Genomic DNA, 25,621 nt, shown 5'->3' on the forward strand with positions numbered 1-25,621 from the left:
TGGCAAGTTGTTGGCGACGTCCGCATCACGTTCGGGGGTCGATGACGCCCAGCAGACCGGGCAGACGTATTTCCTTCCCCGAGATGCACGTCAGTGCTCGCCATGCTTCGAGGAGCTCCCGGGTAGCACCTTCGGTATCGCCGTTGCCAGCGCGGTCGAGTCCGGACTTCACCTGCTCCACCACGTCGAGGTGCTCGGCCAGCAGGAGCGGAGCGACCTCGTCCAGCTCCGCGCGGGCATGGTCGAGGTCACCCATCGCCACCTGGTCCGGATCGACGTAGGTGTCCGGATCCGCTGTGGTGGCGCACGCGGCCAGGACTCCCTGGACCCCCAGCTGCAGACGCCACGCGGCCTGCGCCACGTGGTCGGTACGGTCGCCGTCCATGCGCGAACATTAGCGGACCGCGGAGCTGAAGTCGTCCGCCCTGCAGGGGGTTTCGCGATCGACCGGAGCGAGTTCACGGGAGACCTCCCATACGCGTTGCCTATGGTCGGAGTAGGGCATCGCTCATTGTCGGCACCCGCGCGAGCGCTTTGACTCGGTGGAGGACAGGCCGTCCGCGAGGCAATAGGGCTTCGCGGGCCAGCCAGTACGGATGGATAGGGGTGCGGCGATGGGTGCTGACCTGGCCGGGAAGGTCGTGCTGCTCACGGGTGCGACCGGTGATATCGGCGTTGCCTACACCAGGGCGTTGACCGCGCGTGGCGCGAACGTGGTCGCCACCGATTTGGACAGCTTCGCCGAAGCCGGTCGGGAGATCGTGGACGAGGCCACGGCGCAAGGTGCGGGTGAAGCGGTTTTCGCCGGGTGCGACATCACTTCGGACGAAGACCTGCAGCGCGCGGTGGACCTCGCCGGTGACCGGTTCGGCGGCCTGGACTGCCTGGTCAACAACGCGGCGATCTACCGGACGCTAGGACCGAAGAGGACGCTCACCGAGCTGACCAACGACGAGTGGGACCTCGTGCTGCGGGTCAACGTTCGCGGCTGCTGGCAGTCGATCCGCGCCGCTGTCCCCGCCATGCGGGAGCGGGGTGGCGGGCGGATCGTCAACATCGCCTCCGTCGTGTCCCGGACCGGGGCGGCGGGTTTCGCGCACTACGTGGCGTCCAAGGCGGCGGTCGAGGGCTTGACCAGGGCCGCGGCGCGCGAGCTGGGACCGGAGGGCATCGCGGTGAACGCCGTCTCGCCCGGCTTGGTCGACGACGCGGCCTCTCGCGACATCAACGATGCGAACTACTTGGAACGCATGAAGACCACGCGTTCCGTGCCGCGCTCCATGAACCCCGAGGACCTGGTCGGTGCGGTGGTGTGGTTGTGCGGAGACAGCAGCGGCTTCGTGACCGGGCAGACGATCGTGGTCGACGGCGGAGGGGTGTTCGTGTGATGCGCCCGGACGACTTCCCGCCTCGGATCATCGTCGGCATCACCGGTGCTTCCGGTGTGATCTACGGAATCCGCGCACTCGAGCTGCTGGCACAACTGGGCGTCGAAACGCACCTGGTGATCACTCGCGCTGCACGGGCGACTTTGGCGCAGGAGACATCCTGGACAGTTGCGGACGTGCGGGAGCGAGCGTCGGTGACGCACGCGGACCACGACCTGGGCGCGGCGATCGCGAGCGGCTCGTTTCCGGTCGACGGGATGCTCGTCGCGCCGTGCAGCGTCAAGACGTTGTCCGCGATCGCCAACAGCTTCGACGACAACCTGCTGGTGCGCGCCGCGGATGTGACGTTGAAAGAGCGCAGGCCCCTCGTGCTGATGTTGCGCGAGACACCGCTGCACACAGGGCACATCCGGCTCATGGCGCAGGCCGCCGAGGCGGGTGCGGTGTTGATGCCGCCGGTGCCGGCGTTCTACGCCCAGCCGACGTCGATCGAGGAGATGGTCACCCACACCGTCGCTCGCGCGCTCGACGCCCTGGGGTTGGCGCACCCGCACGCGGCGCGGTGGTCCGGGGAGCGCAGCTCGTCCTCGACTACCGAGCGGCGGTCTGTTGGCGCATGATGTCCGCATGGAGCTCCACCAACTGCGCTACGTGCTCGCGGTCGCGCGCGCCGGGAGCTTCAGCCGGGCGGCCGAGGACCTCTTCCTGGCCCAGCCGTCGTTGTCGGTGCAGATCCGCAAGCTCGAGAAGGAGCTCGGCGTCGCCCTCTTCGACCGCTTGGGCCGCAGGGTGGTGCTCACCGCGGCTGGCGAGGAGTTCGTCGCCCACGTCCAGCAGGCGTTGGCGCACCTCGACCGAGCGCGGGCGGGCGCCGCCGCCGTGCGCAGCTTGCAGGGCGGGCGGGTGTCGATCGGCGTGTTGCCCAGCGTCGGCGCCGGGCTGCTGCCGGGAGTGCTCGCGGACTTCCGGCGCGAATACCCGGAGGTCGAGGTCCGGCTCACCGAGCACAACGTCTCCGCCGAGTTCGAGCGGATGGTGGAGGACGGGCGATTGGACCTCGCGGTGATCCGGGCCCCCTGGGTGCGGCCTGGACTCGTGGGCCGGTCGATCGTGCGTGAACCGATCGTCGCGCTGGTCCCGCCGGAGCATCCGCTGGCCGACCGGAGTGACATAGCGCTCGTCGAGTTGAAGTCCGAGAAGTTCGTCGCGATGCAACGGGACTACGGGCTGCGGGAGCTGCTCGAGCAGACCTGCAACCGAGCCGGTTTCGAGCCGACGGTGACGGTGGAGACCACTCAGCTGTCGGTGCTGCAGGGCATGGTGGCCAGCGGACTGGGCGTCTCGTTGCTGCCGGAACTCGCGGGCGCGGGCTATCCCGTCACGATCCCGATCGACGACGAGGGCGCGGCCAGGGAGCTGGGCATCGTTCACCGCGCGAGGACCCCGCTGTCACCGCCGGCTGCTCTGTTCCTGGACCTGCTCGCGGGCGCAGCGGCCGATCGGCCTTCTCGGGGCTAAGCCTCGAACTCGCCTCGCTCGGCGCGTTCTGCCAGCGAGGTCCAGAACCGCAGGGCCGCGTGCTCCATCTCCAGGCCGAGACCGAGCGTGACCATGCGTCGGGAAATGGCTGATTCGTGGCCGAAGCGCTCCTGCATCTGCTCGTACTCGGCGATGCGGTCCTGATGCTGCTTGATCTGGTCCTGCGCGAGCCGCTTGATGTCGTCGGGGGCGGCGAGCTCGTTGAAGAAGAGCTTGATCTCGGCGACGTCGCGCAGCTCGAAGTGCTGGTCGGTGGGCTCGGCCAGCCACGAACGCAGGGCTGAGAGACCGGCGTCGGTGATCGTGTAGGTGCGGCGGCGACGGCCGTCGTCCTCCTCCTCGACTTCGAGCAGTCCCAGCTGTTCGAGCCGCTTGGGCTCGGAGTAGAGCTGGGCGTGCGGGAAGTGCCAGAAGTAGCCCACCGAGTGGCCGATGGCTCGTTTGAGGTCGTACGAGGTCGAAGGCCCGCGCATGGCGATCATCCCCAGCACGACGTACGAGGTCGTGGAAAGCCGAACCGTTGACACCCTCCAAACCCTACCGTACGTTTCCAACCATCTGTTTCGGACGATGTGAAACGGATGATCTGCTTCTGACTTGTGTCGCACCGCTGACGCTGCGAGAGGACTGGGAATGGATCTCGGGACAGTGCTGAGCTGGACCGCTGAGCGGTACCCCACCAGACGTGCGGTCGGCGGCGAGCCCTCGATGACCTACGCGGAATGGGACGCCCGCACCAACAGGCTGGCCCGGGCCCTTGCCGAGCTCGGTGTCGGTCACGGGGACCGGGTCGTGTTCTTGCTCGCCGGTGGCGAACCGATGGCCTCGCTGCACCTGGCCGCGCAGAAGCTCGGAGCCGTCTCGGTTCCGCTGTCCTTCCGCTTCGGTGTTGACGAGCTCGCCTACTGCTTGTCCGATGCGGCACCGAAGTTGCTGGTCACCGATCAGTCCACGGTCGAGACGGCGCGCGCGGCGCTGCAACTCACCGAGCCCGTGCCGCACGCGCACGTCGGTGAAGGCGTTCCGACCGGTGTCACAGCGCTGCTGGAACTCGCCGCCGACCAGGGCGACGGCGCGATCCACGTGCAGGTCCGCGATTCCGACACGAGCGTGATGCTCTACACCTCGGGCACCACCGGGAAGCCGAAAGGCGTTCCGCGCACGCACCGGGCGGAGTTCCACGCCGCCGTTGCGCACCTTCACCAGAGCCGCTCGGCTCCCTTCGAGACGACCCTCGGCGTGATGCCCATGTTCCACACGATGGGCCTGCGCACTCTGCTGTCCAGCGTGGTCAGCGCTGGGACCTGGGTCCCGCAGGTCCGGTTCGACGCCGAGGAGTCGTTGGAGCTGATCACCCGGGAGCGCGTCTCCGCGCTGTACCTGGTGCCCACGATCTACTGGGGCCTGCTGGGAACAGGTCGGCTGGGGGAGACCGGCGTCCGCAAGCTCGCCTACGCCGGTGCCGCGATGACCCCGGCGCTGGCGGAACGGCTCGTCGACGAACTCGAACCCGAGGTGTTCGTCAACCACTTCGGAAGCACCGAGATCTACACCTTCACCGTCGGGCCGGACGTCGCGGCGAAACCGGGTTGCGCCGGGCGCCCCGGCGTGTTCACCCGGGTTCGCCTGGTCGACCCGCACCCGCAGGCCACCCCGGACGCGCTGGTCGGTGCCGGCGAGCAGGGCCAGATCGCGATCTCGATGGAGTCGCCGGAAGCCTTCGCCGGGTACTGGAACCGGCCCGACGCGGACGCGAAATCCATCCGCGGCGGCTGGTACTTCCCGGGCGATCTCGCCGTCGCGGACGAGGACGGCGATCTGTGGGTGTCCGGACGCGTGGACGACATGATCAATTCGGGTGGCGAGAACATCTACCCCGACGAGATCGAGGACGCGCTGATCCGCTGCCCGGAGGTCGCCGACGTCGTGGTCGTCGGGATGCCGGACGACCGCTGGGGACAGGCCGTCACCGCGTTCTTCGTCCCCGCAGCGGGGCTCACCCCGGAGGACGCCGCCGCCGCGCTGACCGAGTACATCCGCTCCGGGGCCGGGCTGCCGCCGCTGAAACGGCCCAAGAAGGTCGTCGCGGTCGCCGAGGTCCCCAAGTCGGCGGTGGGCAAGATCTTGCGCCGCGAACTCACCGGTGGGCAGTTCACACCGCTCGCAGAGCTGTCCGCTGCTTCGACCGGATCGCGAAAGTGAGCACTCCGATGACGCCTGCACGCACCACGGCACGCATCGAGGACCCCGCCCTGCTGACCGGGCGCGGCCGGTTCCTCGACGACCTCGACCCGCTGCCGGGCACGTTGACCGCGGCGATCGTGCGCAGCCCGCACCCGCACGCCCGCATCCGCGGCGTCGACCTCACCCGTGCTCGCTCGCACCCCGGTGTGGCGGCGGTGATCGGACCTGACGAGGTCCTGGAAGCGCTGAACCCGTTCCCGCTGTCGCTGAAGACGCCCATGCCGTACTACCCGACGGCGACCGATCGGGCGCGCTTCGTCGGCGAACCCGTCGCAGTCGTGGTCGCCGCCGATCGCTACGCCGCCGAGGACGCCGCCGAGCTGGTCGCCGTGGACTACGAGCCGCTGCCGCCGGTCGTGGACGTCGAGGCCGCGATGCGCCCCGAGGCGCCGCGACTGCACGAGACGGCCGACAGCAACGTCGCCACCGACCGCACGTTCCACTTCGGTCCGGTGGACGAGCTGTTCGCCGCAGCCGATCACGTCGTCCGCGGCGAGTACCGGTTCCCGCGCTACTCGTCGACACCGATGGAGTGCTACTCGGTGATCGCCGACTGGCAGGACGAGGTGGACGGCCCGGCCATCACCGCCTGGGCCAACTTCCACGGACCGTTCTCCATGGTCCCGGTGATCGCGGGCTCGCTGGGCGTGCCGACCTCCCGCGTGCGGCTGATGATCCCGGCCGACAACGGCGGCAGCTTCGGCATCAAGGCCGGGATCTACCCCTACGTGGTGCTGATGGCGCTGGCCAGCAAGCACGCCGGACGTCCGGTGCGCTGGACGGAGGACCGCAGCGAACACCTGCTGGCCAGCTCGGCGGGCTCGGACCGGGCGATGCGCTTCGAAGCCGCGGTCAGCGCGGAAGGCAAGGTCCAGGCGTTGCGCGCGGACCTGGTCGACAACGTCGGGGCGTACCTGCGCCCGCCGGAACCGAGCACGCTCTACCGGTGCTTCGGAAACCTCACCGGCGCCTACGACATCGAAGCCGTGCACATCCGCTCGCGCGCGGTGGTGACCAACAAGACGCCGACCGGGCTCAACCGCGGTTTCGGCGGCCAGCAGCTCTACTTCGGGCTGGAGCGGATGATGGACAAGATCGCCGCGACCTGCGGGATCGACGTCGCGGAGATCCGCCAGCGCAACCTGGTGCCCGCCGACGCGTTCCCGTACCAGACGGCGACCGGCGGCATCTACGACTCGGGTGACTACCCGCAGGCTCTGGCCCTGGCGTTGAAGAACGCCGACTACCCGGCGCTGCGGCAGCGCCAGCGGGAGGCGCGGGAGCGCGGCGAGTACTTCGGCATCGGGCTGGCCACCATCGTCGATCCGTCGGCGACCAACATCGGGTACGTGGGACTGGCCACTCCGGCCGACGAACGCCCGCCGGGACGCGGCAAGTCGGGGTCCACCGAGCACGTTCGGGTCAGCGTCGACGTCAACGGGATCGTCTCGGTCCTGCTGGGCACCGTCCCGCAGGGCCAGGGGCACGCCACGGTCGCGCAGCAGGTCGTGGCCGACCGGCTCGGACTGCCGCTGGAGAAGGTCCGGCCGGTGGTGGAGATGGACACCGCCACCACACCGTGGACGATCAGCTCCGGCAGCTACTCGTCGAGGTTCGCCCCGCTGCTGACCAGCGCGCTGGTCGAGGCGTGCGACCGGCTCGCCACCACGATGCGGACGGCGGCCGGGTCGATGCTGGGAGTGGAACCGGAGGAGCTCGAACTCGCCGACGGGCGGATCCGGCACCGCGAGGACCACTCGAAGGCGGTGGAGTTCCGCCACGCCGCGGGCGTGGTGCACTGGGATCCCGGTTCCCTCCCGGACGGAACCTCGGCCCGGTTGTACGAGGAAGCGGCCTTCACGCCGCCGCAGGCCAAGGCCGCCAGCCGCGACGATCAGATCAACTCGAGCCTGTGCTACGGCTTCGTCGCCGAGCTGGTGGTCTGCCGAATCGACCCGCAGACCTACCAGGTCGACCTGGAGCTGGTGTCCACAGTGCACGACGCGGGCACCATCCTGAACCCGGTGCTGCTGGAGGGGCAGGTCCACGGCGCGCTGGCGCACGCCATCGGCGGCGCGATGTACGAGGAGATGCGCTACTCCGACAACGGCCAGCCCACCTCCGCGACGTTCATGGACTACTTGTGCCCGACCACCGCGGAGGTCGGCTACGAGCTGCGCAGCGACCACCTGGAAACGCCCTCGCCGCTGACCCGCCTCGGCGCCAAGGGCTGCGGCGAGGGCAGCTGCATGAGCCTGCCGGTGGCCATCGCCAACGCGGTCGCCGACGCGCTCGCGCCGTCCGGCGCCGACATCACCTCGCTGCCGATCCACGGCGACGTGATCCACCGCCTGCTCACCGCGGCGACAACGGATACCGCGGTGCTCGAAGGAACAGAAGGGGAGAACTGACGACATGGCCCTCACCGGAGGCGAGATCAAGCTGACCCGCGGCCACGACGGCCGGGTCGCGTACCTGACGCTGGACCACGGCAAGTACAACATCATCACCTGGGAGACCCGGCAGGTCATGGCCGACCGGTTCGCCGAGATCGACGCCGACGACGACATCCAGGTCGTGGTCGTCCGAGGCGAGGGTGAGCACTTCTCCTCGGGCGGCGACATCGCCGGGTTCATGGAGGTCGACCCGATCGACTTCACCGACCTCGGCCACAACGTGACCGCGCCCGCCCGCAGCGCCAAGGTCGTCATCACCGCCGTCGACGGCTACTGCTTCGGAGTCGGGTTCGAACTCGCGCTGTCCTCGGACATCCGCCTGGCGACCGAACGCAGCCAGTTCGCGCTGCCGGAGATGAACCTCGGCATGATCCCGGGCTCGGGCGGAACGCAACGTCTCGCTCGGCTGATCGGACTCTCCCGCGCCAAGTACCACGTGCTGACCGCGTCCCGGATCAACGCCGCCGACGCCAAGGACTGGGGACTGGTCGCCGATCTGGCCGCCGATCGAGCGCAGCTGGACGAGAAGGTGGAGCAGCTCGTGACCAAGCTGATCGGGTTCTCCCCGCTGGCCGCGCGCACCGCCAAGGAAGTTCTCGACCGCGGCGTCGACGCCCCGCTGTACAGCGGCATCGAGCTGGAGCGCAAGGCGTACGCGATGCTGCGCTCCAGCAAGGACTTCGCCGAAGGCGTGGCCGCGTTCAACGAGAAGCGCGCCCCGAAGTTCCAGGGACGGTGACGGGCTAGATGAAGGCCGCACCTTTCGCGTACGCACGCCCTGCGGCGTTGTCCGACGCCGTCGCCGAACTCGTCGACGCCGACGGAGGCGGCAAGGTCATCGCCGGCGGGCAATCCCTGGTGCCGGTGCTGGCCATGCGGCTGGCGCGGCCGACCACCCTGGTGGACATCAACGCCGTCATCGGGCTCGACGCGCTGCGGGCGGTCGGCGACCGGCTGGAGGTCGGCGCCACCGTCCGGCAGCGCCGCGTGGAGCACGCGCCCGAGTCCGCGCAGGTGCCGTTGCTGCGGCTCGCGCTGCCCTGGGTCGGGCACCGCGAACTGCGCAGCCGGGGCACGGTGTGCGGGAGCCTGGCGCACGCCGATCCGGCCGCTGAGCTCCCGGCGGTCGCCTGCTGCCTGGACGCGGAGCTGAAACTGGTCGGTCCCGAGGGCGAACGTGCCGTTCGGGCCCGCGAGTTCTTCGACGGGGCGATGACGACCGCACTGGGCCCGGAGGACGTCCTGGCCGCGGTCTCCTTCCCCCTGGCCGGACCGCGCGAGGGCTTCGGATTCGCGGAGATCGCGCGCAGGCACGGTGACTTCGCGTTGGCCGGAGTGGCAGCGCACGTCCGCGTCGACGACGCCGGTGACGTGTCCGCCGCGACGATGACGGCCTTCGGCGTCTCCGACCGGCCCGTCACCCGTGACCTGACCAGCCTGGTCCGCGCCGCCGGTGGCGGCGAATCCGAGCTGGCCGGTGCGCTCGACGACGTGGTGCGCGAGGTCGTCGACACCGACGGCGACGTGCACGCGTCGAACGGCTACCGCCGACGCCTCCTGCGCGTGCTGGCGGCCCGGGAGCTGGCCAAGGCATACCGCCGTGCGGTGCGCGGCACAGCGGAGGTGGAATCATGACGAGCACACGAGAACCCGTGCAGGAGGGCCTTCGGCCGGTCCGCGCCGAAGCCGGTGAAACCGTCGAGGTGCGGTTCACCGTCAACGGCACACCCGCGGTGCTGAACCTCCCCGCCCGCGTCACGCTGGTGGACGCGTTGCGCGACCACCTGGGACTGTCCGGGACCCACGTCGGGTGCGAGCACGGGGTCTGCGGGATGTGCACCGTGCTGGTGGACGGCGAAGCAGCCCGCGCCTGCCTGCTGTTCGCCTGCCAGCTCGACGGCTCTGAGATCGTCACCGTCGAGGGGCTCGGGCGTCCGGACGACCTGCACCCGCTGCAGGAGTCCTTCGGCCGGAACCACGCCCTGCAATGCGGTTTCTGCACCCCGGGTTTCCTGCTCAGCTCCTACGACCTGCTCAGCAGCAAACCCGAGGTCACCGACGAGGAGCTCCCCGCGGAACTGTCCGGCGTGATCTGCCGCTGCACCGGGTACCGGAACATCCTGACCGCCGTCTCCGAAACCCGCGCCGCGCACCCGGGGGGAATCCCCGAGCCGGGCAACTGCGCCCGGCGGGCGCTGGTCGGCCGCTCCGGCGGCCAGTCGGCGACGGTCGTCGAGGAGCGCGCAGAACCTCCGGGCGAACCGGCCAGGAACGTGGAGATCGTGCTTCCCGAGGGAGACCCGACGATCGCGGTGCAGGTGGACACCGCCTTGGACGTGCCGTTCGACGAGGTGTGGCGCGTGCTCGACGACGTGCACGTGCTGGCGGGATGCCTCCCCGGCGCGGAGCTCACCGAGGAGCTCGGCGAGCAGCTCTACGCCGGACGCGCACGGGTCGCGGTCGGCCCCATCAAGCTCTCGTTCCACGGGATCGCCCGGGTGCTCGAACAGGACCGGGAAACCGGGACGATCCGCGTGCTCGCGCAGGGGCAGGACACCGGAGGGGCGCAAACCCAGGCCGACATCACCCTCCGGGCCCGCGCGACCGCTGCGGGGACGGAACTCCGCGCCGATGCGGCCGTCCACTTGACCGGCCGCATCGCCCAGTTCGGCCGAGCGCTGGCAGGCGACATCAGCCGACGCATGTTCGAGCAGTTCGCCGACTCGGTCCGCCACGCCGCCACCACCGGAGAAGCACCGCAGCAGTCCCACGCCGCGCCGAGCGCGCTCCGCATGGTGCTCGGCACCCTGCTGGACCGGATCAAGCGAATCGGCCGTTCCCGAGGTGGGAAGTGATGAAGGCGCCCATCCAGCCGGTCAACCCGGCGACCCTCGAACCTCTGGAACCCGCGGAACAAGCCACGAACGCCGAGATCGGCGAAGCGGTGTCGGAAGCGGCACTCGCGATGCGCACCGGGTGGCCGCGAGAGCACCGGCGCCGGGCGCAGTCCTTGAACGCCTGGGCCGACCTGCTCGGCGACCACAGCTCGGAACTCGCCGACGACCTGGTGCGGGAAACCGGGAAACCCATCGGTGAGGCGCACAAGGAGGTCGCGGGCGCGATCGATGCCCTGCAGTTCAACGCCGGCCTCGCCAGGCTCCCGCTGGGCCGTGCCGCCGGTCTGCCCGACGGAACCGAGGCGCACCTGGTGCGCGAACCGGTCGGCCCGACGGTGTTCATCACCCCGTGGAACTGGCCCGTGCTGCTGTTGCTGCGCGATCTGGCCCCGGCGTTCGCCGCCGGAGTGACGGCGCTGGTCAAGCCCGCCCCGCAGACCACGCACATCACCCGACGCGTGATCGCGCTCGGGCACCGGGCCGGAGTGCCGCGGGAAGCGCTCCACGTGCTCCCCGGTGACGCCGACGTCGGCGCTGCGCTCGTCACCCACCCCGACACCAGAGCCGTCGCGATCACCGGATCGACCGAGGCCGGGCAAGCGGTCATGCGAGCCGCTGCCGCCACCATGACCAGGCCGCTGCTGGAGCTGGGCGGCAAGGCCTCGATGATCGTGCTGGAAGACGCCGACCTGGAAGCCGCGGTCGAGGTGGCGGCCCGTGCCGCTGTGATCACGAGCGGCCAGATGTGCATGGCGTGCACCAGGATCCTCGTGCACGCACACCACGCGAAGGACGCTGAGAAGCTCCTGCGCGAACGAATGGCCGCCTTGACGCCGGGAGATCCGAGGGACGAGAGCACCGATCTCGGTCCGCTGATATCCGAAGCCGCGATGAACAAGGTCCTCACCGCCGTCGACCGCGCGCGTGAGGACGGTCGCGTCCTGGTCGGCGGACACCAGGTGCGACCTGACGGCCTGCCAGGTCATTTCCTCACCCCGGTGCTCGTGTCCGAACTGGATCCGCGATCACCCGTGGTGCAGGAGGACATCTTCGGTCCGCTGCTCTCGCTGGAGGTCTTCGACTCCGACGAAGCGGCGATCGAGTTGGCCAACGCCACGTCCTTCGGACTTGCCGCAGCGGTGTGGACGCGCGATCTCGCGCGCGGCTTCGCCGTGGCGCGCGAGCTGCAGGCCGGAACCGTGTGGCTGAACGGGTACAACCACTCCTACGCCGAAATGCCCTCCGGCGGCGTGCGGATGTCCGGCATGGGCCGCACCCGGGGAATCGAGGGCGTCGAGCAGTTCACCGAACTCAAGCACGTGCACTTCCCGGTCGGGCTATAACCCGAGTCAATAGGAGCTATGCGCAGCAGGTTCTGGCTGGTCCATTCGCACCGGTCTAACTTCGCCCGTAGTTTCTCTGGCCGCAGCGGAGCGGTGTGGGAGGGTTCCCTTGCAATCAGGTTGGTTAGTGGTTCTCATCGTCGCGGGCTACATAGCGCTGCTGGCTCTGATCAGCTTCGCCGCCGGGCGATCAACACGCACGGCATCGGGTTTCACCAGCGGCGGCAGGAGCTTTCCCGCCGTCCTCATCGGATTCCTGCTCGCATCCGAGTTCATCGGGACCAGCGCCAGCATCGGAACCGCGCAGGAGGCCTACAGGTCTGGTATCTCGGCCGCGTGGAACATCGTCTCGCTGGGAATCGGGTTCGTGCTCTTCGCCTTCCTGCTGGCGCGCAAGTTCAGCGAGCTGGGGGAGAACACGATCTCCGGTGCGCTCGACCGCTACTACGGGAGGCGGGTGCGCACCGCCACATCGATGATCATGGTCTGCTCCTTGCTGATCGTCGCCGTCTCGGTCTACGCCAGCGGTGGCGCGATCCTGAGCGGACTCCTCGGCATCGACCACGACCTGGCAGTTCTCCTGGTCGGTGTGCTCGCCACGCTCTACGTGGTGGTGGGCGGCATGCGATCGGTCGTCTACACCAACGTCGTGCATGCGATCGTGAAGATGGCCGGGGTAATCATCCTCGCCGTCGTGGGCGCCGAGCGCGCAGGAGGCGTGAACGGGCTGCGGGCAGCGCTGCCGCCGACGATGTTCTCCTGGCACGGAGTGGGTTTCGGTCAGATCTTCGCGTGGCTGATCGCCGGTGTCGGGGCCATCTTCGCGACCCAGTACGTCGTGCAGGCGATCACCACCGCGGGCAACGCGCACCGCGCGCAGCGAGCCGGGTTCTACTCGGCGCTCATCCTGGTTCCCTACGGTCTGCTCGCCGCGTTCATCGGAATGTGCAGCGCGGTGGTCTACCCGCACATCGAGAGCATCCAGGCCATGCCCGCGTTCGCCGTGGACATCGACCCGGTTCTGGCCGGGATCGTCGTCGCCGGGCTCGCCGGGGCGATGTTCGGAACCATCGCAGCCCTGGTCATCGGCGCCTCCACGCTGCTGCTCAAGGACTTCTACCAGCCGCACTTCAACGCCGCCGGGGACGACCGCCGCGACGTGCTGTTCCTCCGGGTGGCGACGGTGGTGACCGGCTTGGTGCCGATCGCGCTGGCGCTGTTCGCCACCGATGTGCTCACCGTGACCTTCCTGGCCAAATCGCTGCGGGCGGCACTGGCAGTCCTGGTGCTGCTGATGTTCTACGCGCCCCGCTACGGCACGAGGGCCGGTGCGTTCTGGGCGATCGTGCTCGCGCTGCCGACCACCATCGGCTGGTTCCTGCTCGGTGACCCCTTCGGGATCGACAACGCCTACATCGCGGTCGCGACGCCCCTGCTGGTCATGACCTGCACCCACCTCGCACCAGCCCGGTCGAAGACCGGCCCGGCGGTCACCAGGGAGAAGATATGACGAACAACGCCCCACCTCTCGGCGCTGACCTGCGCGGCTGGCTGGACCACCTGCAGGCGACCGGACGTCTCGCCGCGGCCAGGCCAGGAGCGGACCTCCGGTTCGAGCTGCCCGGCATCGCCCAGCGGCTCGATGGTGACCGCGCGGTGCTCTTCGGAAAGCCCGGCGGGAAGGACATCACCGTCGTGTCCGGGCTGCTGTCACGCCGCGAGTGGATGGCGGAAGCCCTCGGGGTCGCCGAGGCCGAACTCGTCGACCGCTTCCAGCAGGCCTGCGAGAACCCCGTTCCGTGGACCGAGGTCGAGCACGCCCCGTGCCAGGAGGAGGTGTTCCGCGAGGTCGATCTCGGCTCGCTGCCCGTTCCCACGCACAACGAGCACGACCACGGCCCGTACATCACCGCAGGACTGCTCATCGCGCGCAATCCGGCGACCGGGCTCCAGAACGTCTCCATCCACCGGCTGCAGGTCAGCGGGCCGAACCGGCTCGGGGTCCTCCTGCTGCCCAGGCACACGGCCGCGTTCTTCGGACAGGCCGAAGCGGCTGGGGCGGACCTGGAGGTGGCGATCGCCATCGGCGTCGACCCGCTCACCTTGATGTCCTCGCAAGCGGCGGTACCGATCGACCACGACGAGCTGGAGATCGCCGGAGCGCTGCGCGGCAGCCCGCTGCCGGTCACCAAGGCGGTCACCAACGAGGTCCGGGTTCCTGCCGACGCGGAGATCGTGCTGGAGGGCAGGCTGCTCGCCGACGTCCGGGAGCCGGAGGGGCCGTTCGGCGAGTTCCCCCAGTACTACGGTCCTCGCGCCGATCGCCACGTGGTGCGCATCGACGCGATGACGCATCGCCGTGACCCGATCTACCACACCATCGTCGGCGGCGGGTTGGAACACCTGCTGCTGGGGTGCATTCCGCGGGAAGGCTCCTTCCTGGCGCACCTGAGGCAGAACTTCCAGTGCGTTCGGGCCGTGCACCTGCCGCGCGGCGGTGTGTGCCGCTACCACCTCTACGTGCAGGTCAGCGACCCCGAACCCGGCGAGGTGAAGAACCTGATCCTCGCGGCGCTGGGCGCGCACTACGACATCAAGCACGTGACGGTGGTCGACTCCGACGTGGACCTCTTCGACCCCGACGAGGTGGAGTGGGCCGTCGCCACCCGCTTCCAGGCCGACCGCGATCTGGTGCTCGTCGGTGGTGCGCAGGGATCGCGGCTCGATCCGTCCACAACGGACGGTGTTGGGGCGAAGATGGGGCTCGACGCGACGATTCCACCCGTCGACGACGAAGACCGGTTCACCAGGATCCGCGTGCCGGGGGCCGAGGAGATCGACCTGGAGCGCGCAGTGACGTCCGCGCCGGCGAACTGGCGCTCCGCACCCTGACCCGCGCCGAGGCCGCCCGAAGTTCTCACCGCAACACCACACCAGCAGACCTCGACGAGGAGGTGGACATGTCCACGACGAACACGGGACTGTCCAGAAGAGCCACGCTGTACGCGAGTTTCGCCTCGGTGGCGGGGTGGGCGTTCGACCTGTTCGATCTGTTCATCCTGCTCTACGTCGCCAGCACCGTCGGCGATCTGATCTTCCCGGTGGAGAGCCCGACCTTGAGCCTTGCTGCGGTCTACGCCTCGTTCGCCGTCAGCGTGCTGCTCCGTCCGGCCGGAGCCGCGATCTTCGGCGCGGTCGCCGACCGCAACGGGCGCAAGCAGACGATGGTGATCGTGCTGGCCGGGGTGGGGTTGTCCACCGCGGCGATGGGCGCGGTGCCGACCTACGCCGCCGCCGGTATCGCCGCACCGCTGCTGTTCCTGGCGCTGCGCCTGGTGCAGGGCGTGTTCGTCGGCGGCGTCGTCGCCGCGACGCACACCCTGGGCACCGAAAGCGTCGGGCAGCGCTGGCGAGGACTGATGTCCGGGCTGATCGGTGGCGGCGGCGCGGGCATCGGTGCCGCTCTGGCCAGCGGCGTCTTCATCCTGGTCAGCACGATCTTCCCGGGCGAGCAGTTCAACGTCTGGGGGTGGCGCGTCATGTTCTTCACCGGGCTCGCGGCGGCGCTGATCAGCTTCTTCGTGCTGCGCGGGGTCGAGGAATCGCCGCTGTGGAAGGCGCAGCAGAAGGCTCCCGGTCCGAAGACGCGCTTCACCGACCTGGCCCGGGGCGGCAGGGGAGGGATGCTCGTGCTGAACCTGGTGCTGGTCGCCGGCGCCGGTTCGCAGTACTACCTGACCTCCGGTTTCCTCCCGACGCTGCTGGGCAAGGTCAGCGGTGTTGCCCAGAGCGCTCAGGGCACGATCCTGCTGGTCTCGAGCCTGGGCGTGATCGTTGCCGCGGTTGCGGCGGGGGAGCTCAGCGAGCACTTCGGCCGCCGACGCACGATGCTGGTGATCGGCTCGTTCAACCTCGTCGCTCTGCCCTTGCTGGTGTGGCTGATCACGAGCGCCGATCCGGCGAACACCGGCCTGATCATGTTCTGCGCATCGGCCCTGGCCTTCTTCGCCAACGCCGCCTACGCCCCGGTCCTGGTGTTCCTCAACGAGCGCTATCCGACGGCGCTGCGAGGGCGGGGAACCGCGATCTGCTGGAACCTCGGCTTCATGATCGGTGGTCTGATGCCGAGCTTCGTCAACCTCGCCAGCCCGGAGCTGGCCGACGTGCCCGGTCGGCTCATGGTGTTCCTGTTCGTGATGGTCCTGGTCTTCATCGTCGCGGGAGCGCTGAGCCCGGAGACCCGTGGCGCCATGAACGCCGAGGAGACCGAGAGAAAGGCGCTTCACCCCGCAGTCGAATGAGAGTGCCGCGGTCGTCGCACGCGAGACGGGCAGCCCCAGCGCTGCTGGGGCTGCCGTGCTTCGCCGGGTGCCGCGAGCTCAAGCGGTGGTATCGGCCAGCGCCGGGATGCCGTGGGGTGTGGTGGCGTGGAGCCATTGGGCGAGGCGGGCGGGGGTGAACAGTTCGTCGAGGACCATGAATGCCGCTCCGGTGAGTCCGGCGCGGTCGTGGAGGGTGGACTGCTCGATGCGGAGTTCCCGGGTGGCCAGGGGGAGGGAGCGCTGGTAGACGTTCTGCCGGATGGTGGCCAGCAGCAGGTCCCCCGCCTTGGCGACGCCGCCGCCGATGATGACCAGCGACGGGTTGTAGAAGCTGACCAGGGTTGCCAGCAACGTGCCGATGTGGTGCGCGGCGGTGACGAGCAGCTCCACGGCCGTGCGATCGCCGCGGGTGGCCGCGTGGACGACGTCCGAGGCTTCGATGCGCCCACGGTCGCGGAGCGCTTCCGCGAGCACCGAGCTGCGGCCGGTCTCGGCCGCACGCGTGCCGTCGCGGGCGAGGGCTGCGCCGGCGGCGACGGCTTCGAGGCAGCCGGTGTTGCCGCACCGGCAGACGATCGACTCGTCGTCGAGGACCGCGGCGTGCCCGATGTCGCCAGCGCACCCCTGGCGACCGCGGTGCAGGCGTCCGCCGGAGACCAGCCCGGCTCCTATTCCCGTGCCGATCTTGACGTAGAGGATGTCGTCGTGCTGGCTTCCTGACCCGGCGCGCACTTCCCCGAGCGCCATCAGGTTCACCTCGTTGTCCACCCACACGGGAGCGTCGAAGGCGCCGCCGAGCCGGTCGCGGACGGGGTAGCCGTCCCAGCCGGGCATTATCGGCGGTGCGATGGGGCGTCCGGTGGCGAACTCGACCGGGCCGGGCAGGCCGATCCCGATGCCCCAGACGTCGGCCGAGCGCGCCCCGATCTTGTCGAGGATCTCGTGGAACAGCGCCTCGACCCGGCCGAGCACGGCGTCCGGGCCGTCGGCGATGTCGCAGGTCTCGTCGTGGAACTCGACCACCTCGCCGGCCAGGTTGGTCGCTCCGATGGTCAGGCTGGTCGCCCCCAGCTCGGCGACCAGCACGAGTCCGCCGTCCGCTCGGAAGCGCAGCTGCCGGGCGGCGCGCCCTCCCGTGGACTGGGCGAGGTCTCCCTCCTCGACCAGCCCGTGGCGGGCGAGCTGGGCCACCCGCTGGTTGATCACGGTGCGCCCGAGCCCGGAGCGCCTGGTCAGCTCGGGGCGAGTCGTTGCTCTGCCGGAACGCACCAGATCGAGGACGGTGACGAGGTGCCGGAAGTCCTCCGGGCGGGTGCCGTTGTGGTCGGAGCTGGGACGTGGTTCAGACACGTCTTCATCTTGCCAGAAGCAGACTTATGTGTGCGGAATGTTGACTTCTGCACATCGTGAATAGAAGATTGGCCGACATGAGCAGAACGCGGCCGTTCGGGAGGCAATGATGCGGCTCGGTTACCACTCGATCACCTGGGGCGGCGTCGTCGGCGAGGCCGCCGGCGTCACCAGTGCGAAGGACCTGTACTACCGCGCGAACGGGTCGATGGCCGAAGCGATCCGGGACATCGGCTCGGCCGGGTACGAGGGCGTCGAGATGTTCGAGGGCAACGTCGCGGACTACGCGGACGAGCCGGAGGTGCTGCGCGGGATGCTCGCCGCCAGCGGCCTGGAACTGGTCAGCGTGTACACCGGGGCGAACTTCATCTACGCCGATGCCCTGCCCGACGAGATGAGCAAGGTGACGAGGTCGGCGGATCTCGCCGCGGAGTTCGGGGCGAGCCACCTCGTCGTGGGCGGCGGTGCCCGGCGCGCGGCCGGAACCGCGCGGGGCGACTACGACCGGCTCGGTGACGCGCTGGACCAGGTCGTCGAGATCGCGGAGGCCAGGGGGCTGACCGCGAGCTACCACCCGCACCTCGGCACGATCGTGGAGAACCCGGACGAGATCGAGGAGGTCCTGAGCCGGTCGCGGATCGGGTTCTGCCCGGACACGGCCCACCTCGCCGCCGGTGGCGGCAACCCCGGCGAGCTCGTGCGCAGCTACCCGGATCGCGTGCGGTTCGTCCACCTCAAGGACTTCCGCCCGGACCCGGTCACGTTCCTCCCGCTGGGACACGGCGATCTCGACCTCGCCGACGTCGTGAGCGCCGTTCGCGAGGCCGGGTACGACGACTGGCTGATGGTCGAGCTCGACTCCTACGACGGCGATCCCCGCGCAGCGGCTGAGATCAGCAAGGCCTACCTCGACGAGCTGCTCGGCTGACCGTTCCGGGCCAGGACAGGCCGCATCACCCATGGAGAAGCGATGCAACGACGCCGCTACTTGTCCGCCGCAGCTCTGCTGTGCGCCGCGCTGATCGCCGCGAGCGGGTGCGCCTACACCGACTCCGACGTTCCGGTGCGCGGTGACCGGGCCGCGGCGGCCTCGCTGGAGAGCATGCGCGGGCAGGTGCTGAGCAAGGGCCCGTACGGGGAAGATCCCGCGCTGGCCAGCGACATCACCCTGACCCCGGAAGAGGTCGCGAAGGTCCGGTCCCGGAAGGCGACGGCCGCGATCTCGATGCACTACACCGGCGACGACTGGACCGCGGCCCAGCTCGCCGGGCTGCAGAAGCAGTTCGACGCCCTCGGGATCGAGGTCATCGCGGTCACCGACGCCAACCGGAAGCCCGAGAAGCAGGTCTCGGACATCGAGACCATCATGGCCAAGCACCCCGACATCCTGGTGTCCATCCCCACCGACGGGGTCGCCACCGCCAAGGCGTTCCAGAAGGCCGCCGACGAGGGCGTGCACCTGGTGTTCATGGACAACGTCCCGAAGGACATGAAGCCGGGCGCGGGATACGTGTCGGTGGTCTCCGCGGACAACTTCGGCAACGGGGTCGTCTCCGCGCACCTCATGGCCGATGCGCTGGGCGGGCGCGGGAAGATCGGCGTGGTCTTCTACCAGTCCGACTACCTGGTGACCCAGCGCCGCTACGACGGCTTCACCTCGACGATCAAACGCCACTACCCCGGGATCCAGATCGTCGAGGAGAAGGGCTTCTCCGGACCTGACTACGCCGGCCAGTCGCTGGTGGCCGCCAACGCCATGGTGTCCAAGCACCCGGATCTCGCCGGGATCTGGGGGGTGTGGGACATCCCGACCGAGGGCATCGTCTCCGCCGCCCGGTCCAGCGAGCGCCCCGACCTGGTCATCACCACCCAGGACCTGGGCAAGAACGTCGCGATCGCCATGGCCCGGAAGCGCAACATCACCGGCCTGGGGGCGCAACGACCGTACGACCAGGGCGTCACCGAAGCCACGCTCGGGGCCTACGGCCTGATCGGCAAACCGGCCCCGCCATTCGTCGCTCTGGCCCCGCTGGCCGTCACCCGGGACAACCTCGCCCAGGCGTGGCGCGAGGTGTACCGCAGCGACGCGCCACCGGAGGTGCAGCAGTGGCTGCACCGCTGAGCGCAGAACAGCCTCCCACCCGGAAACCCGGGCACCAGTGAAAGGACTCCACGACATGCGCACCATCAACGTCGGCCTCATCGGCGCCGGATTCATGGGCAAGGCCCACTCCTTGGCCTACGCCGCCATGCCGATGTTCTTCTGGCCCGCACCTGCCGTTCCGCACCGCAAGATCATCTGCGACGTCACCGAGGAAGCCGCGGCCGAAGGTGCCCAGCGCTACGGGTTCGACGAGTCCACGGCCGACTGGAAGCGGGTCGTCGAGCACCCGGACGTCGAGGTCGTCGACATCGCCACCCCCAACCACATGCACGCGGAGATCGCGCGGGCCGCGGCCGCGGCGGGCAAGCACATCATCTGCGAGAAGCCCCTCGCGCGCACCGCCGAGGAAGCGCGGACGATGTACGAGGCCGTGCGCGACGCCGGTGTGGTGCACATGGTCGCGTTCAACTACCGCCGCACGCCCGCTGTGGCCCTGGCCAAGCGCTACATCGACGAGGGCGCGATCGGTGAGCTCATCAGCTTCCGCGGCACCTACCTGCAGGACTGGTCGGCCGATCCGGAATCGCCGCTGTCCTGGCGGTTCCAGCGCGAGATCGCCGGATCCGGGGCGGTCGGCGACATCGGCACGCACGTGATCGACCTCGCGCGCTACCTCGTCGGCGAGATCAGCGGGGTCAACGCGATGCTCAAGACCTGGGTCCCCGAGCGGCCGCTGTCCGCAGGCGGTGCCGATCAGCTCGGCACCGGACGCTCCGCGGGCGACGCACCGCGCGGGCCGGTCGACGTCGACGACGAGATGATCACGATGTTGCGGTTCTCCAACGGGGCGATCGGGTCGCTGGAAGCCACCCGCAACGGCCACGGCAGGAACAACTTCCTGACCTTCGAGCTGCACGGCACCGAAGGGTCGATCGTGTTCAACTACGAACGCCGCGATGAGCTGCAGGTGTGCTTTGCCTCCGACGGCGCCGACCGCAAGGGTTTCCGCACCGTCTACACCGGAGCCCCGCACCCCTACGGCGAGGCCCTCTGGCCGATCCCGGCGCTGGGCATCGGCTACGGCGAGACCAAGATCATCGAGTGCCACGACCTGTTCCAGGCCATCGTCGGCCAGGAGGCTGTCAGCCCGGACTTCGGCGACGGCTACCAGATCGCGCGGATCTCGGACGCCATCCTCGAGTCGTCGGCGACCGAGTCCTGGGTCAGCGTGCCGCCGCTGGAAACGACGCCCGGGCGAGGCTGAGATGTCCGCAGACGCCGAGTCCACGGGGGGCGAAGCACCGGCCGTCGAGCTGCGCGGGATCCACAAGTCCTTCAACGGCCTGTCCGTCCTGCGCGGCGTGGACTTCGAGGTGGCGCCGTGCGAGGTGCACGCGCTGGCAGGTGAGAACGGCGCGGGGAAGTCCACGCTGATGAAGATCCTGCAAGGCGTGCACCGGCCGGATTCCGGGGAGATCCACCTCCGGGGGCGCCGACTGCAGCTCTCGTCCACCAAGGACGCGCGCGCGGCCGGAATCGGCATGGTGTTCCAGGAGTTCAGCCTGGTTCCCACGCTGACCGTGGCGCAGAACATCTTCCTCAACTACGAGCCGAGGCGGCGCGGGCTGATCGACGACCGCGAAGCCGTCGAGCGAGCACGGGCGTTGCTGGCCGACATGGGTGTGGACCTGGACCCGGCGGCGCAGGTCGGCTCCCTGCCCACCGGGGCCTGGCAGTTGACCGAGATCGCGAAAGCCCTGGCCCAGCAGGCCAGCGTGCTGATCATGGACGAGCCGACGGCCAGCCTGGCCAAGGACGAGGTCGACGCGCTGTTCGCGCTCATCTCGCGGCTCACCCAGCGCGGCATCTCCATCATCTACATCAGCCACCGGATGGAGGAGGTCTACCGCATCGCGGACCGGATCACGGTCCTGCGCGACGGGACGCGCGTGCTCACCGACGAGCTGTCCCGGCTGTCCCCCGAGCAGATCGTCGAAGCTATCGTCGGCCGCACCGTGGAGAACGCTCTTCAGTGGCAGCCGCGCGAGGTCGACCGCGCAGGTGCCCCGCTCCTGGAGGCGCGGAACCTGCGGTCGGCGACCGGCGTGAGCGACGTGTCGCTGGAGGTGCACCGCGGCGAGATCGTCGGGCTGGCCGGGCTGATGGGAAGCGGCCGCACCGAGGTCGCACGCTGCCTGTTCGGCGTGGACAAGCTGGAGTCGGGCGAGATCCTGCTGCACGGTCGGCGTCGCGAGATCACCTCGCCGGCTGCCGCGATCGACCAGGGCATAGCGATGGTGCCCGAAGACCGCAGGCTGCAGGGCCTGGTCCTGGACCACTCGATCCGCGACAACCTCCTCCTGCCGCTGCTCGACGGGTTGAAGCGGGGCCCGTTCGTCGACGACGGGCGTGGGACCAGCACGGTTGCCGCCCTCGTCGACAAGCTCCAGATCCGCGCGGCCTCGGTCAGCCGACCGGTCCGGCTGCTCTCCGGTGGCAACCAGCAGAAGGTCGTCATCGCCAAGTGGCTGGCCACCGACCCGGACCTGCTCATCCTCGACGAACCGACCGCCGGGGTCGACGTGGGCACCAAACAGGAGATCATCGAACTCATCCGCGGTCTGGCAGACGAGGGCAAGGGGATCATCGTCATCTCCTCCGAACTGCCGGAACTGCTGGCCATCAGCGACCGCATCGTCGTGCTGCGGCACGGCACCGTCGCTGCGGGCCTCGACCGCGCTGGCATCGCCGACGAGGAATCCCTGCAACTCGCCATCCAAGGAGTCTGATGCCGCCATGTCCCTGCAGACCCCATCCCCAGGCACCACCCGGGCGGAGCCAGCTTCGGGCGCGACGGGCCTGACCAGCGCGCTGCGCGGCGTCGACTGGCGCAACTACGCGATCTTCGTCGGTTTCGCCGTCGTCTTCGCGCTGTTCGCGGTCCTGCTGGCCGACGACGGATTCCTCACCTCCGTCAACCTGCTCAACATCTTCCGGCAGACCGCGATGATCTCGGTGATGGCCGTCGCGGTCACCTTCGTGATCGCCGCCGCCCAGATCGATCTGTCGGTCGGGTCCGTGGCGGGCCTGGCCAGCGTCGTCGCCGCCATGGCCATGTCCAGCGGGAACACGCTGATCGGCGTGCTCGCCGGACTCGCCGTCGGGGTCGTGGTCGGCGCGATCAACGGGGGACTGGTGACCTTCTTCGGGATCCCGTCCTTCCTCGTCACGCTGGCCATGATGGGCATCGCCCTCGGTGTCGCGCAGTGGATCAGCAACTCCGGACCGGTGCCGATCCTCAACGACAGCTTCAACAGCATCTTCGGCGGGGGCAACATCGGGCCGGTCCCGTCGCTGCTGGTGTGGACGGTCGCGTTCGTCGCCGTTGGCGCGGTCGTGCTGTCCAAGACGCGCTTCGGCCGCCAGGTGCTGGCCACCGGCGGCAATCCCGTGGCCGCCGCCTTCACCGGCGTCAACACCCGGCGGATCACCTTCAGCGTCATGATGCTGTCCGCAGTCGCCGCCAGCGTCGCCGGAATGCTCTACGCCGGACGGCTGGAATCCGGCCGCTACCAGTGGGGCGACGGCGATGAGCTGTCGGTGATCGCGGCCGTCATCCTCGGCGGCACCAGCCTGTTCGGCGGCAACGGCAGCGTCGTGCGAGCTCTCTTCGGCTCCCTGCTCGTCGGGGTCATCAACAACGGCCTCGTCCTCGCCGGCCTCGACGTCAGCCAACAGCAGGTCGTCCGCGGCGCCATCATCATCATCGCCGTCGCGCTGACCCGACGGAAGTAACGCCCGCCCAGGCGATGCCGCAGCTCGCCCGGAACCAACGGAGATCACGACATGACTGACCAGCTGCGCGCCGGCCTGCTCGGAGCCGGATTCATGGGCAGCGTCCACGCCCACGCCATCCGCGCCGCGGGCGCCACCATCACCGCCGTCTCGGCCTCGACACCCGAACGCTCCGCGCAGGCGGCGAGCGAGGTCGGCGCCCGCCGGGCCGTGGCCAGCGCCGACGACCTCATCCACGCTGACGACGTGGACGTCGTCCACGTCTGCACGCCCAACGCACTGCACGCTCGGCAAGCCCTGGCCGCACTGGAGGCGGGGAAGCACGTCGTCTGCGAGAAGCCCCTGGCCACCACTGAGGCCGAGGCGCGCCAACTCGCCGACGCCGCCCGCGATTCCTCTGCGATCACCGCTGTCCCGTTCGTCTACCGCTTCTACCCCTCGGTCAGGGAAGCGCGCGCTCGCATCGCCGCGGGCGAAGCTGGCGCGCTGCGGCTGATCCACGGCTCTTACCTCCAGGACTGGATGGCCCCCGCCGGTGCGGGGAACTGGCGCTCCGACGCCTCCCTCGGAGGGGCCTCCCGCGCGTTCGCCGACATCGGCATCCACTGGTGCGACCTGATCGAGTTCACCACCGGCCACCGCATCGACCGGCTCACCGCCAGCACCGCGGCAACGCCGTCTTCCGACGCCGACGGCGAGGACGCGGCGGTGCTGCTGTTCGAAACCGACCGCGGTGCCGCCGGTTCCGCCGTGATCAGCCAGGTCAGCCAAGGACGGAAGAACCGCCTGTGGTTCTCCGTCGACGGTGAGACCGCCGCCTACTCGTTCAACCAGGAACAGCCCGACACGCTGTGGGTCGGCGGCGAATCCCACAACCAGGTGCTCCACCGGGGAAGCGCGTCCGAAGGCCCCGACGCCGCGCGGTATTCCGCGCTCCCGTCCGGACATCCCCAGGGGTACCAGGACTGCTTCAACGCCTTCGTCCGCGACACCTACGCCGCGATCGGCAACGACGCCCCGGACGGCCTGCCCACCTTCGACGACGGGCTGCGCGCCGCCGCGCTCACGCAGGCCGTCCTCGAGTCCGCAGACACCAAGACCTGGGTGGAGGTACCACGATGAAACTCGGCTTTCTCACCGCCTGCATGCCCGAACGCCGCCTGGAAGACATCGTCGAGTGGGCTGCCGACCGCCGCTTCGAAGCCCTGGAAGTCGCGGCCTGGCCGAGCCTGGGCGACCGCCCGTTCACCGCCAGCCACCTCGCCGTGGAACAGTTCGGTCACGCCGACGCCGACCAGATCAACGAGCTGTTCGACAACAACGGCCTGACGTTGTCCTCGGTGGCCTACTACGACAACAACCTCCACCCCGATCCGGCGGAGCGCAAAGCCATCAACGGCCACGTCGCCGCGTGCATCGACGCCGCCGGACTCCTCGGGTGCCCCACGGTGGGCACCTTCATCGGCCGCGACCCCGGCAAGACCGTCGCGGACAACCTCCGCGAAGCCGAGCGCACCTTCCGACCGCTGGTGGAACGAGCGGGGGAACGCGGCGTCAAGCTGGTCATCGAGAACTGCGTGATGGAGGGCTGGCACCCCGACGGTTACCCCGGGAACCTCGCCTATTCTCCGGAGCTCTGGGAGTGGATGTTCTCCCTGGGGCTCTACCTCAACTACGACCCCTCCCACCTCGTCTGGATGGGCATCGACCCGGTGGCCGCGCTGCGCCCCTACGTCGACCGCATCCCGCACGCCCAAGCCAAGGACATCGAACTGTTCCCGGAACGCCGGAACCGCTACGGATATCCCGGCAAGGCCGTCAACCGCACCGACCCCTGGGACACCGGCTGGTGGCGCTACCGGGTCCCCGGACTCGGCGACGTCGACTGGCGCAAGGTCGTCGACGCCCTCTACGAGGGCGGCTTCGACGGAGTGCTCTCCGTGGAGCACGAAGACCCGATCTGGGGAGGCGCGCCCGACAAGGTCGACACCGGGCTGGACATCGCCCACCGGACCCTCCGCCCCCTCATCGTGGCCTGACGTGAGGCGGTCCGGTTCGGGCCGACAGGGTTGTCCCTGATCACCGCTCAGGTGTCAACCGAATCAACAACGTGAAGTGGGGCGTGGTGGCCGAGAAGACCACCACGCCCCACTTCACGTTGTGATCGTGCAACAGGGGGCAGC

Annotated in this window: 22 protein-coding genes; 19 read left to right on the forward strand and 3 right to left on the reverse strand. The window is 69.5% G+C overall.

Annotation, left to right across the window (positions count from 1 at the left end):
• Nucleotides 1-25: 25 nt before the first annotated feature.
• Nucleotides 26-385 carry a hypothetical protein gene (locus F1721_RS00395; RefSeq protein WP_150064478.1) on the reverse strand — a complete coding sequence of 120 codons (360 nt, stop codon included), beginning with the start codon at nt 383-385 and terminating at the stop codon, nt 26-28.
• Nucleotides 386-614: 229 nt separating this feature from the next.
• Between F1721_RS00395 and F1721_RS00400 the strand changes: the two genes are divergently transcribed.
• Genes F1721_RS00400 through F1721_RS00410 form a run of 3 tightly spaced genes read left to right on the forward strand, consistent with a single transcriptional unit; the run spans nt 615 to nt 2,906 of the window.
• A complete protein-coding gene (locus F1721_RS00400) occupies nt 615-1,388 on the forward strand; it encodes an SDR family NAD(P)-dependent oxidoreductase (protein ID WP_211840264.1) in 774 nt (257 codons plus the stop codon).
• The gene (locus tag F1721_RS00405) at nt 1,388-2,008 is read left to right on the forward strand and encodes a UbiX family flavin prenyltransferase (RefSeq protein ID WP_150064480.1); all 621 of its coding nucleotides are present in this window, start codon (nt 1,388-1,390) and stop codon (nt 2,006-2,008) included. Before F1721_RS00400 ends, F1721_RS00405 begins: the two co-directional genes overlap by 1 nt.
• 7 nt (nt 2,009-2,015) lie before the next feature.
• Nucleotides 2,016-2,906 carry a LysR family transcriptional regulator gene (locus tag F1721_RS00410; protein WP_150064481.1) on the forward strand — a complete coding sequence of 297 codons (891 nt, stop codon included), beginning with the start codon at nt 2,016-2,018 and terminating at the stop codon, nt 2,904-2,906.
• Here the strand turns inward: F1721_RS00410 and F1721_RS00415 are convergent.
• The gene (locus F1721_RS00415; protein ID WP_246153949.1) at nt 2,903-3,454 is read right to left on the reverse strand and encodes a PadR family transcriptional regulator; all 552 of its coding nucleotides are present in this window, start codon (nt 3,452-3,454) and stop codon (nt 2,903-2,905) included. The two genes, F1721_RS00410 and F1721_RS00415, sit on opposite strands and share 4 nt — an antisense overlap.
• A gap of 106 nt (nt 3,455-3,560) precedes the next feature.
• On the opposite strand from F1721_RS00415, the gene F1721_RS00420 reads away from it, so the two are divergent.
• From F1721_RS00420 to F1721_RS00460, 9 genes are all read left to right on the forward strand, one after another.
• Nucleotides 3,561-5,129 (forward strand): class I adenylate-forming enzyme family protein, encoded by a 1,569-nt coding sequence (locus F1721_RS00420; protein WP_150064482.1) that lies wholly within the window; start codon nt 3,561-3,563, stop codon nt 5,127-5,129.
• An 8-nt stretch (nt 5,130-5,137) separates the two neighbouring features.
• Nucleotides 5,138-7,582 carry a xanthine dehydrogenase family protein molybdopterin-binding subunit gene (locus tag F1721_RS00425; RefSeq protein WP_150064483.1) on the forward strand — a complete coding sequence of 815 codons (2,445 nt, stop codon included), beginning with the start codon at nt 5,138-5,140 and terminating at the stop codon, nt 7,580-7,582.
• A 4-nt stretch (nt 7,583-7,586) separates the two neighbouring features.
• Nucleotides 7,587-8,366 (forward strand): enoyl-CoA hydratase/isomerase family protein, encoded by a 780-nt coding sequence (locus F1721_RS00430; RefSeq protein WP_150064484.1) that lies wholly within the window; start codon nt 7,587-7,589, stop codon nt 8,364-8,366.
• An 8-nt stretch (nt 8,367-8,374) separates the two neighbouring features.
• Nucleotides 8,375-9,262 carry an FAD binding domain-containing protein gene (locus tag F1721_RS00435; protein ID WP_150064485.1) on the forward strand — a complete coding sequence of 296 codons (888 nt, stop codon included), beginning with the start codon at nt 8,375-8,377 and terminating at the stop codon, nt 9,260-9,262.
• Entirely contained in the window at nt 9,259-10,482 is a 1,224-nt protein-coding gene (locus F1721_RS00440; protein WP_150064486.1) for a xanthine dehydrogenase family Fe-S subunit, read from the forward strand. Before F1721_RS00435 ends, F1721_RS00440 begins: the two co-directional genes overlap by 4 nt.
• A complete protein-coding gene (locus F1721_RS00445; RefSeq protein WP_150064487.1) occupies nt 10,482-11,867 on the forward strand; it encodes an aldehyde dehydrogenase family protein in 1,386 nt (461 codons plus the stop codon). The genes F1721_RS00440 and F1721_RS00445 overlap by 1 nt, the downstream gene beginning before the upstream one ends.
• Nucleotides 11,868-11,994: 127 nt before the next feature.
• Complete coding sequence (locus F1721_RS00450; RefSeq protein ID WP_211840265.1) at nt 11,995-13,377, forward strand: sodium:solute symporter family protein; 1,383 nt, start codon at nt 11,995-11,997, stop codon at nt 13,375-13,377.
• On the forward strand, nt 13,374-14,759 hold the full coding sequence (locus F1721_RS00455; RefSeq protein ID WP_150064489.1) for a UbiD family decarboxylase: 1,386 nt from the start codon (nt 13,374-13,376) through the stop codon (nt 14,757-14,759). The genes F1721_RS00450 and F1721_RS00455 overlap by 4 nt, the downstream gene beginning before the upstream one ends.
• A gap of 68 nt (nt 14,760-14,827) precedes the next feature.
• Entirely contained in the window at nt 14,828-16,168 is a 1,341-nt protein-coding gene (locus F1721_RS00460) for an MFS transporter (protein WP_150064490.1), read from the forward strand.
• A gap of 78 nt (nt 16,169-16,246) precedes the next feature.
• Here F1721_RS00460 and F1721_RS00465 read toward each other — a convergent pair whose 3' ends face one another.
• On the reverse strand, nt 16,247-17,539 hold the full coding sequence (locus F1721_RS00465; protein WP_150064491.1) for an ROK family protein: 1,293 nt from the start codon (nt 17,537-17,539) through the stop codon (nt 16,247-16,249).
• Between the two features lie 106 nt (nt 17,540-17,645).
• On the opposite strand from F1721_RS00465, the gene F1721_RS00470 reads away from it, so the two are divergent.
• From F1721_RS00470 to F1721_RS00500, 7 genes are read left to right on the forward strand one after another with little or no spacing between them, the layout of a single operon-like run.
• Complete coding sequence (locus tag F1721_RS00470) at nt 17,646-18,467, forward strand: sugar phosphate isomerase/epimerase family protein (RefSeq protein WP_246153954.1); 822 nt, start codon at nt 17,646-17,648, stop codon at nt 18,465-18,467.
• Nucleotides 18,468-18,509: 42 nt separating this feature from the next.
• Nucleotides 18,510-19,661: a substrate-binding domain-containing protein gene (locus tag F1721_RS00475; RefSeq protein WP_150064492.1), complete on the forward strand. Its 1,152-nt coding sequence runs from the start codon at nt 18,510-18,512 to the stop codon at nt 19,659-19,661.
• 55 nt (nt 19,662-19,716) lie between these two features.
• Nucleotides 19,717-20,907: a levoglucosan dehydrogenase gene (locus F1721_RS00480; protein WP_150064493.1), complete on the forward strand. Its 1,191-nt coding sequence runs from the start codon at nt 19,717-19,719 to the stop codon at nt 20,905-20,907.
• Between the two features lies 1 nt (nt 20,908).
• Entirely contained in the window at nt 20,909-22,432 is a 1,524-nt protein-coding gene (locus F1721_RS00485; protein WP_150064494.1) for a sugar ABC transporter ATP-binding protein, read from the forward strand.
• 7 nt (nt 22,433-22,439) lie between these two features.
• Nucleotides 22,440-23,438, forward strand: coding sequence for an ABC transporter permease (locus tag F1721_RS00490; protein ID WP_150064495.1), 999 nt, complete (start codon nt 22,440-22,442; stop codon nt 23,436-23,438).
• Nucleotides 23,439-23,489: 51 nt separating this feature from the next.
• Entirely contained in the window at nt 23,490-24,560 is a 1,071-nt protein-coding gene (locus tag F1721_RS00495; RefSeq protein WP_150064496.1) for a Gfo/Idh/MocA family protein, read from the forward strand.
• A complete protein-coding gene (locus F1721_RS00500; protein ID WP_150064497.1) occupies nt 24,557-25,477 on the forward strand; it encodes a sugar phosphate isomerase/epimerase family protein in 921 nt (306 codons plus the stop codon). Before F1721_RS00495 ends, F1721_RS00500 begins: the two co-directional genes overlap by 4 nt.
• Nucleotides 25,478-25,621: the final 144 nt, after the last annotated feature.

It is taken from the genome of Saccharopolyspora hirsuta, from assembly GCF_008630535.1.
Taxonomy (GTDB): domain Bacteria; phylum Actinomycetota; class Actinomycetes; order Mycobacteriales; family Pseudonocardiaceae; genus Saccharopolyspora; species Saccharopolyspora hirsuta.

Bases quoted from the DNA above. Each gene is read 5' to 3' on its own strand.
- F1721_RS00395 (WP_150064478.1), bottom strand. From the start codon at position 385: ATGGACGGCGACCGTACCGACCACGTGGCGCAGGCCGCGTGGCGTCTG.
- F1721_RS00400 (WP_211840264.1), top strand. From the start codon at position 615: ATGGGTGCTGACCTGGCCGGGAAGGTCGTGCTGCTCACGGGTGCGACC.
- F1721_RS00405 (WP_150064480.1), top strand. From the start codon at position 1,388: ATGCGCCCGGACGACTTCCCGCCTCGGATCATCGTCGGCATCACCGGT.
- F1721_RS00410 (WP_150064481.1), top strand. From the start codon at position 2,016: ATGGAGCTCCACCAACTGCGCTACGTGCTCGCGGTCGCGCGCGCCGGG.
- F1721_RS00420 (WP_150064482.1), top strand. From the start codon at position 3,561: ATGGATCTCGGGACAGTGCTGAGCTGGACCGCTGAGCGGTACCCCACC.
- F1721_RS00425 (WP_150064483.1), top strand. From the start codon at position 5,138: ATGACGCCTGCACGCACCACGGCACGCATCGAGGACCCCGCCCTGCTG.
- F1721_RS00430 (WP_150064484.1), top strand. From the start codon at position 7,587: ATGGCCCTCACCGGAGGCGAGATCAAGCTGACCCGCGGCCACGACGGC.
- F1721_RS00435 (WP_150064485.1), top strand. From the start codon at position 8,375: ATGAAGGCCGCACCTTTCGCGTACGCACGCCCTGCGGCGTTGTCCGAC.
- F1721_RS00440 (WP_150064486.1), top strand. From the start codon at position 9,259: ATGACGAGCACACGAGAACCCGTGCAGGAGGGCCTTCGGCCGGTCCGC.
- F1721_RS00445 (WP_150064487.1), top strand. From the start codon at position 10,482: ATGAAGGCGCCCATCCAGCCGGTCAACCCGGCGACCCTCGAACCTCTG.
- F1721_RS00455 (WP_150064489.1), top strand. From the start codon at position 13,374: ATGACGAACAACGCCCCACCTCTCGGCGCTGACCTGCGCGGCTGGCTG.
- F1721_RS00460 (WP_150064490.1), top strand. From the start codon at position 14,828: ATGTCCACGACGAACACGGGACTGTCCAGAAGAGCCACGCTGTACGCG.
- F1721_RS00470 (WP_246153954.1), top strand. From the start codon at position 17,646: ATGATGCGGCTCGGTTACCACTCGATCACCTGGGGCGGCGTCGTCGGC.
- F1721_RS00475 (WP_150064492.1), top strand. From the start codon at position 18,510: ATGCAACGACGCCGCTACTTGTCCGCCGCAGCTCTGCTGTGCGCCGCG.
- F1721_RS00480 (WP_150064493.1), top strand. From the start codon at position 19,717: ATGCGCACCATCAACGTCGGCCTCATCGGCGCCGGATTCATGGGCAAG.
- F1721_RS00485 (WP_150064494.1), top strand. From the start codon at position 20,909: ATGTCCGCAGACGCCGAGTCCACGGGGGGCGAAGCACCGGCCGTCGAG.
- F1721_RS00490 (WP_150064495.1), top strand. From the start codon at position 22,440: ATGTCCCTGCAGACCCCATCCCCAGGCACCACCCGGGCGGAGCCAGCT.
- F1721_RS00495 (WP_150064496.1), top strand. From the start codon at position 23,490: ATGACTGACCAGCTGCGCGCCGGCCTGCTCGGAGCCGGATTCATGGGC.
- F1721_RS00500 (WP_150064497.1), top strand. From the start codon at position 24,557: ATGAAACTCGGCTTTCTCACCGCCTGCATGCCCGAACGCCGCCTGGAA.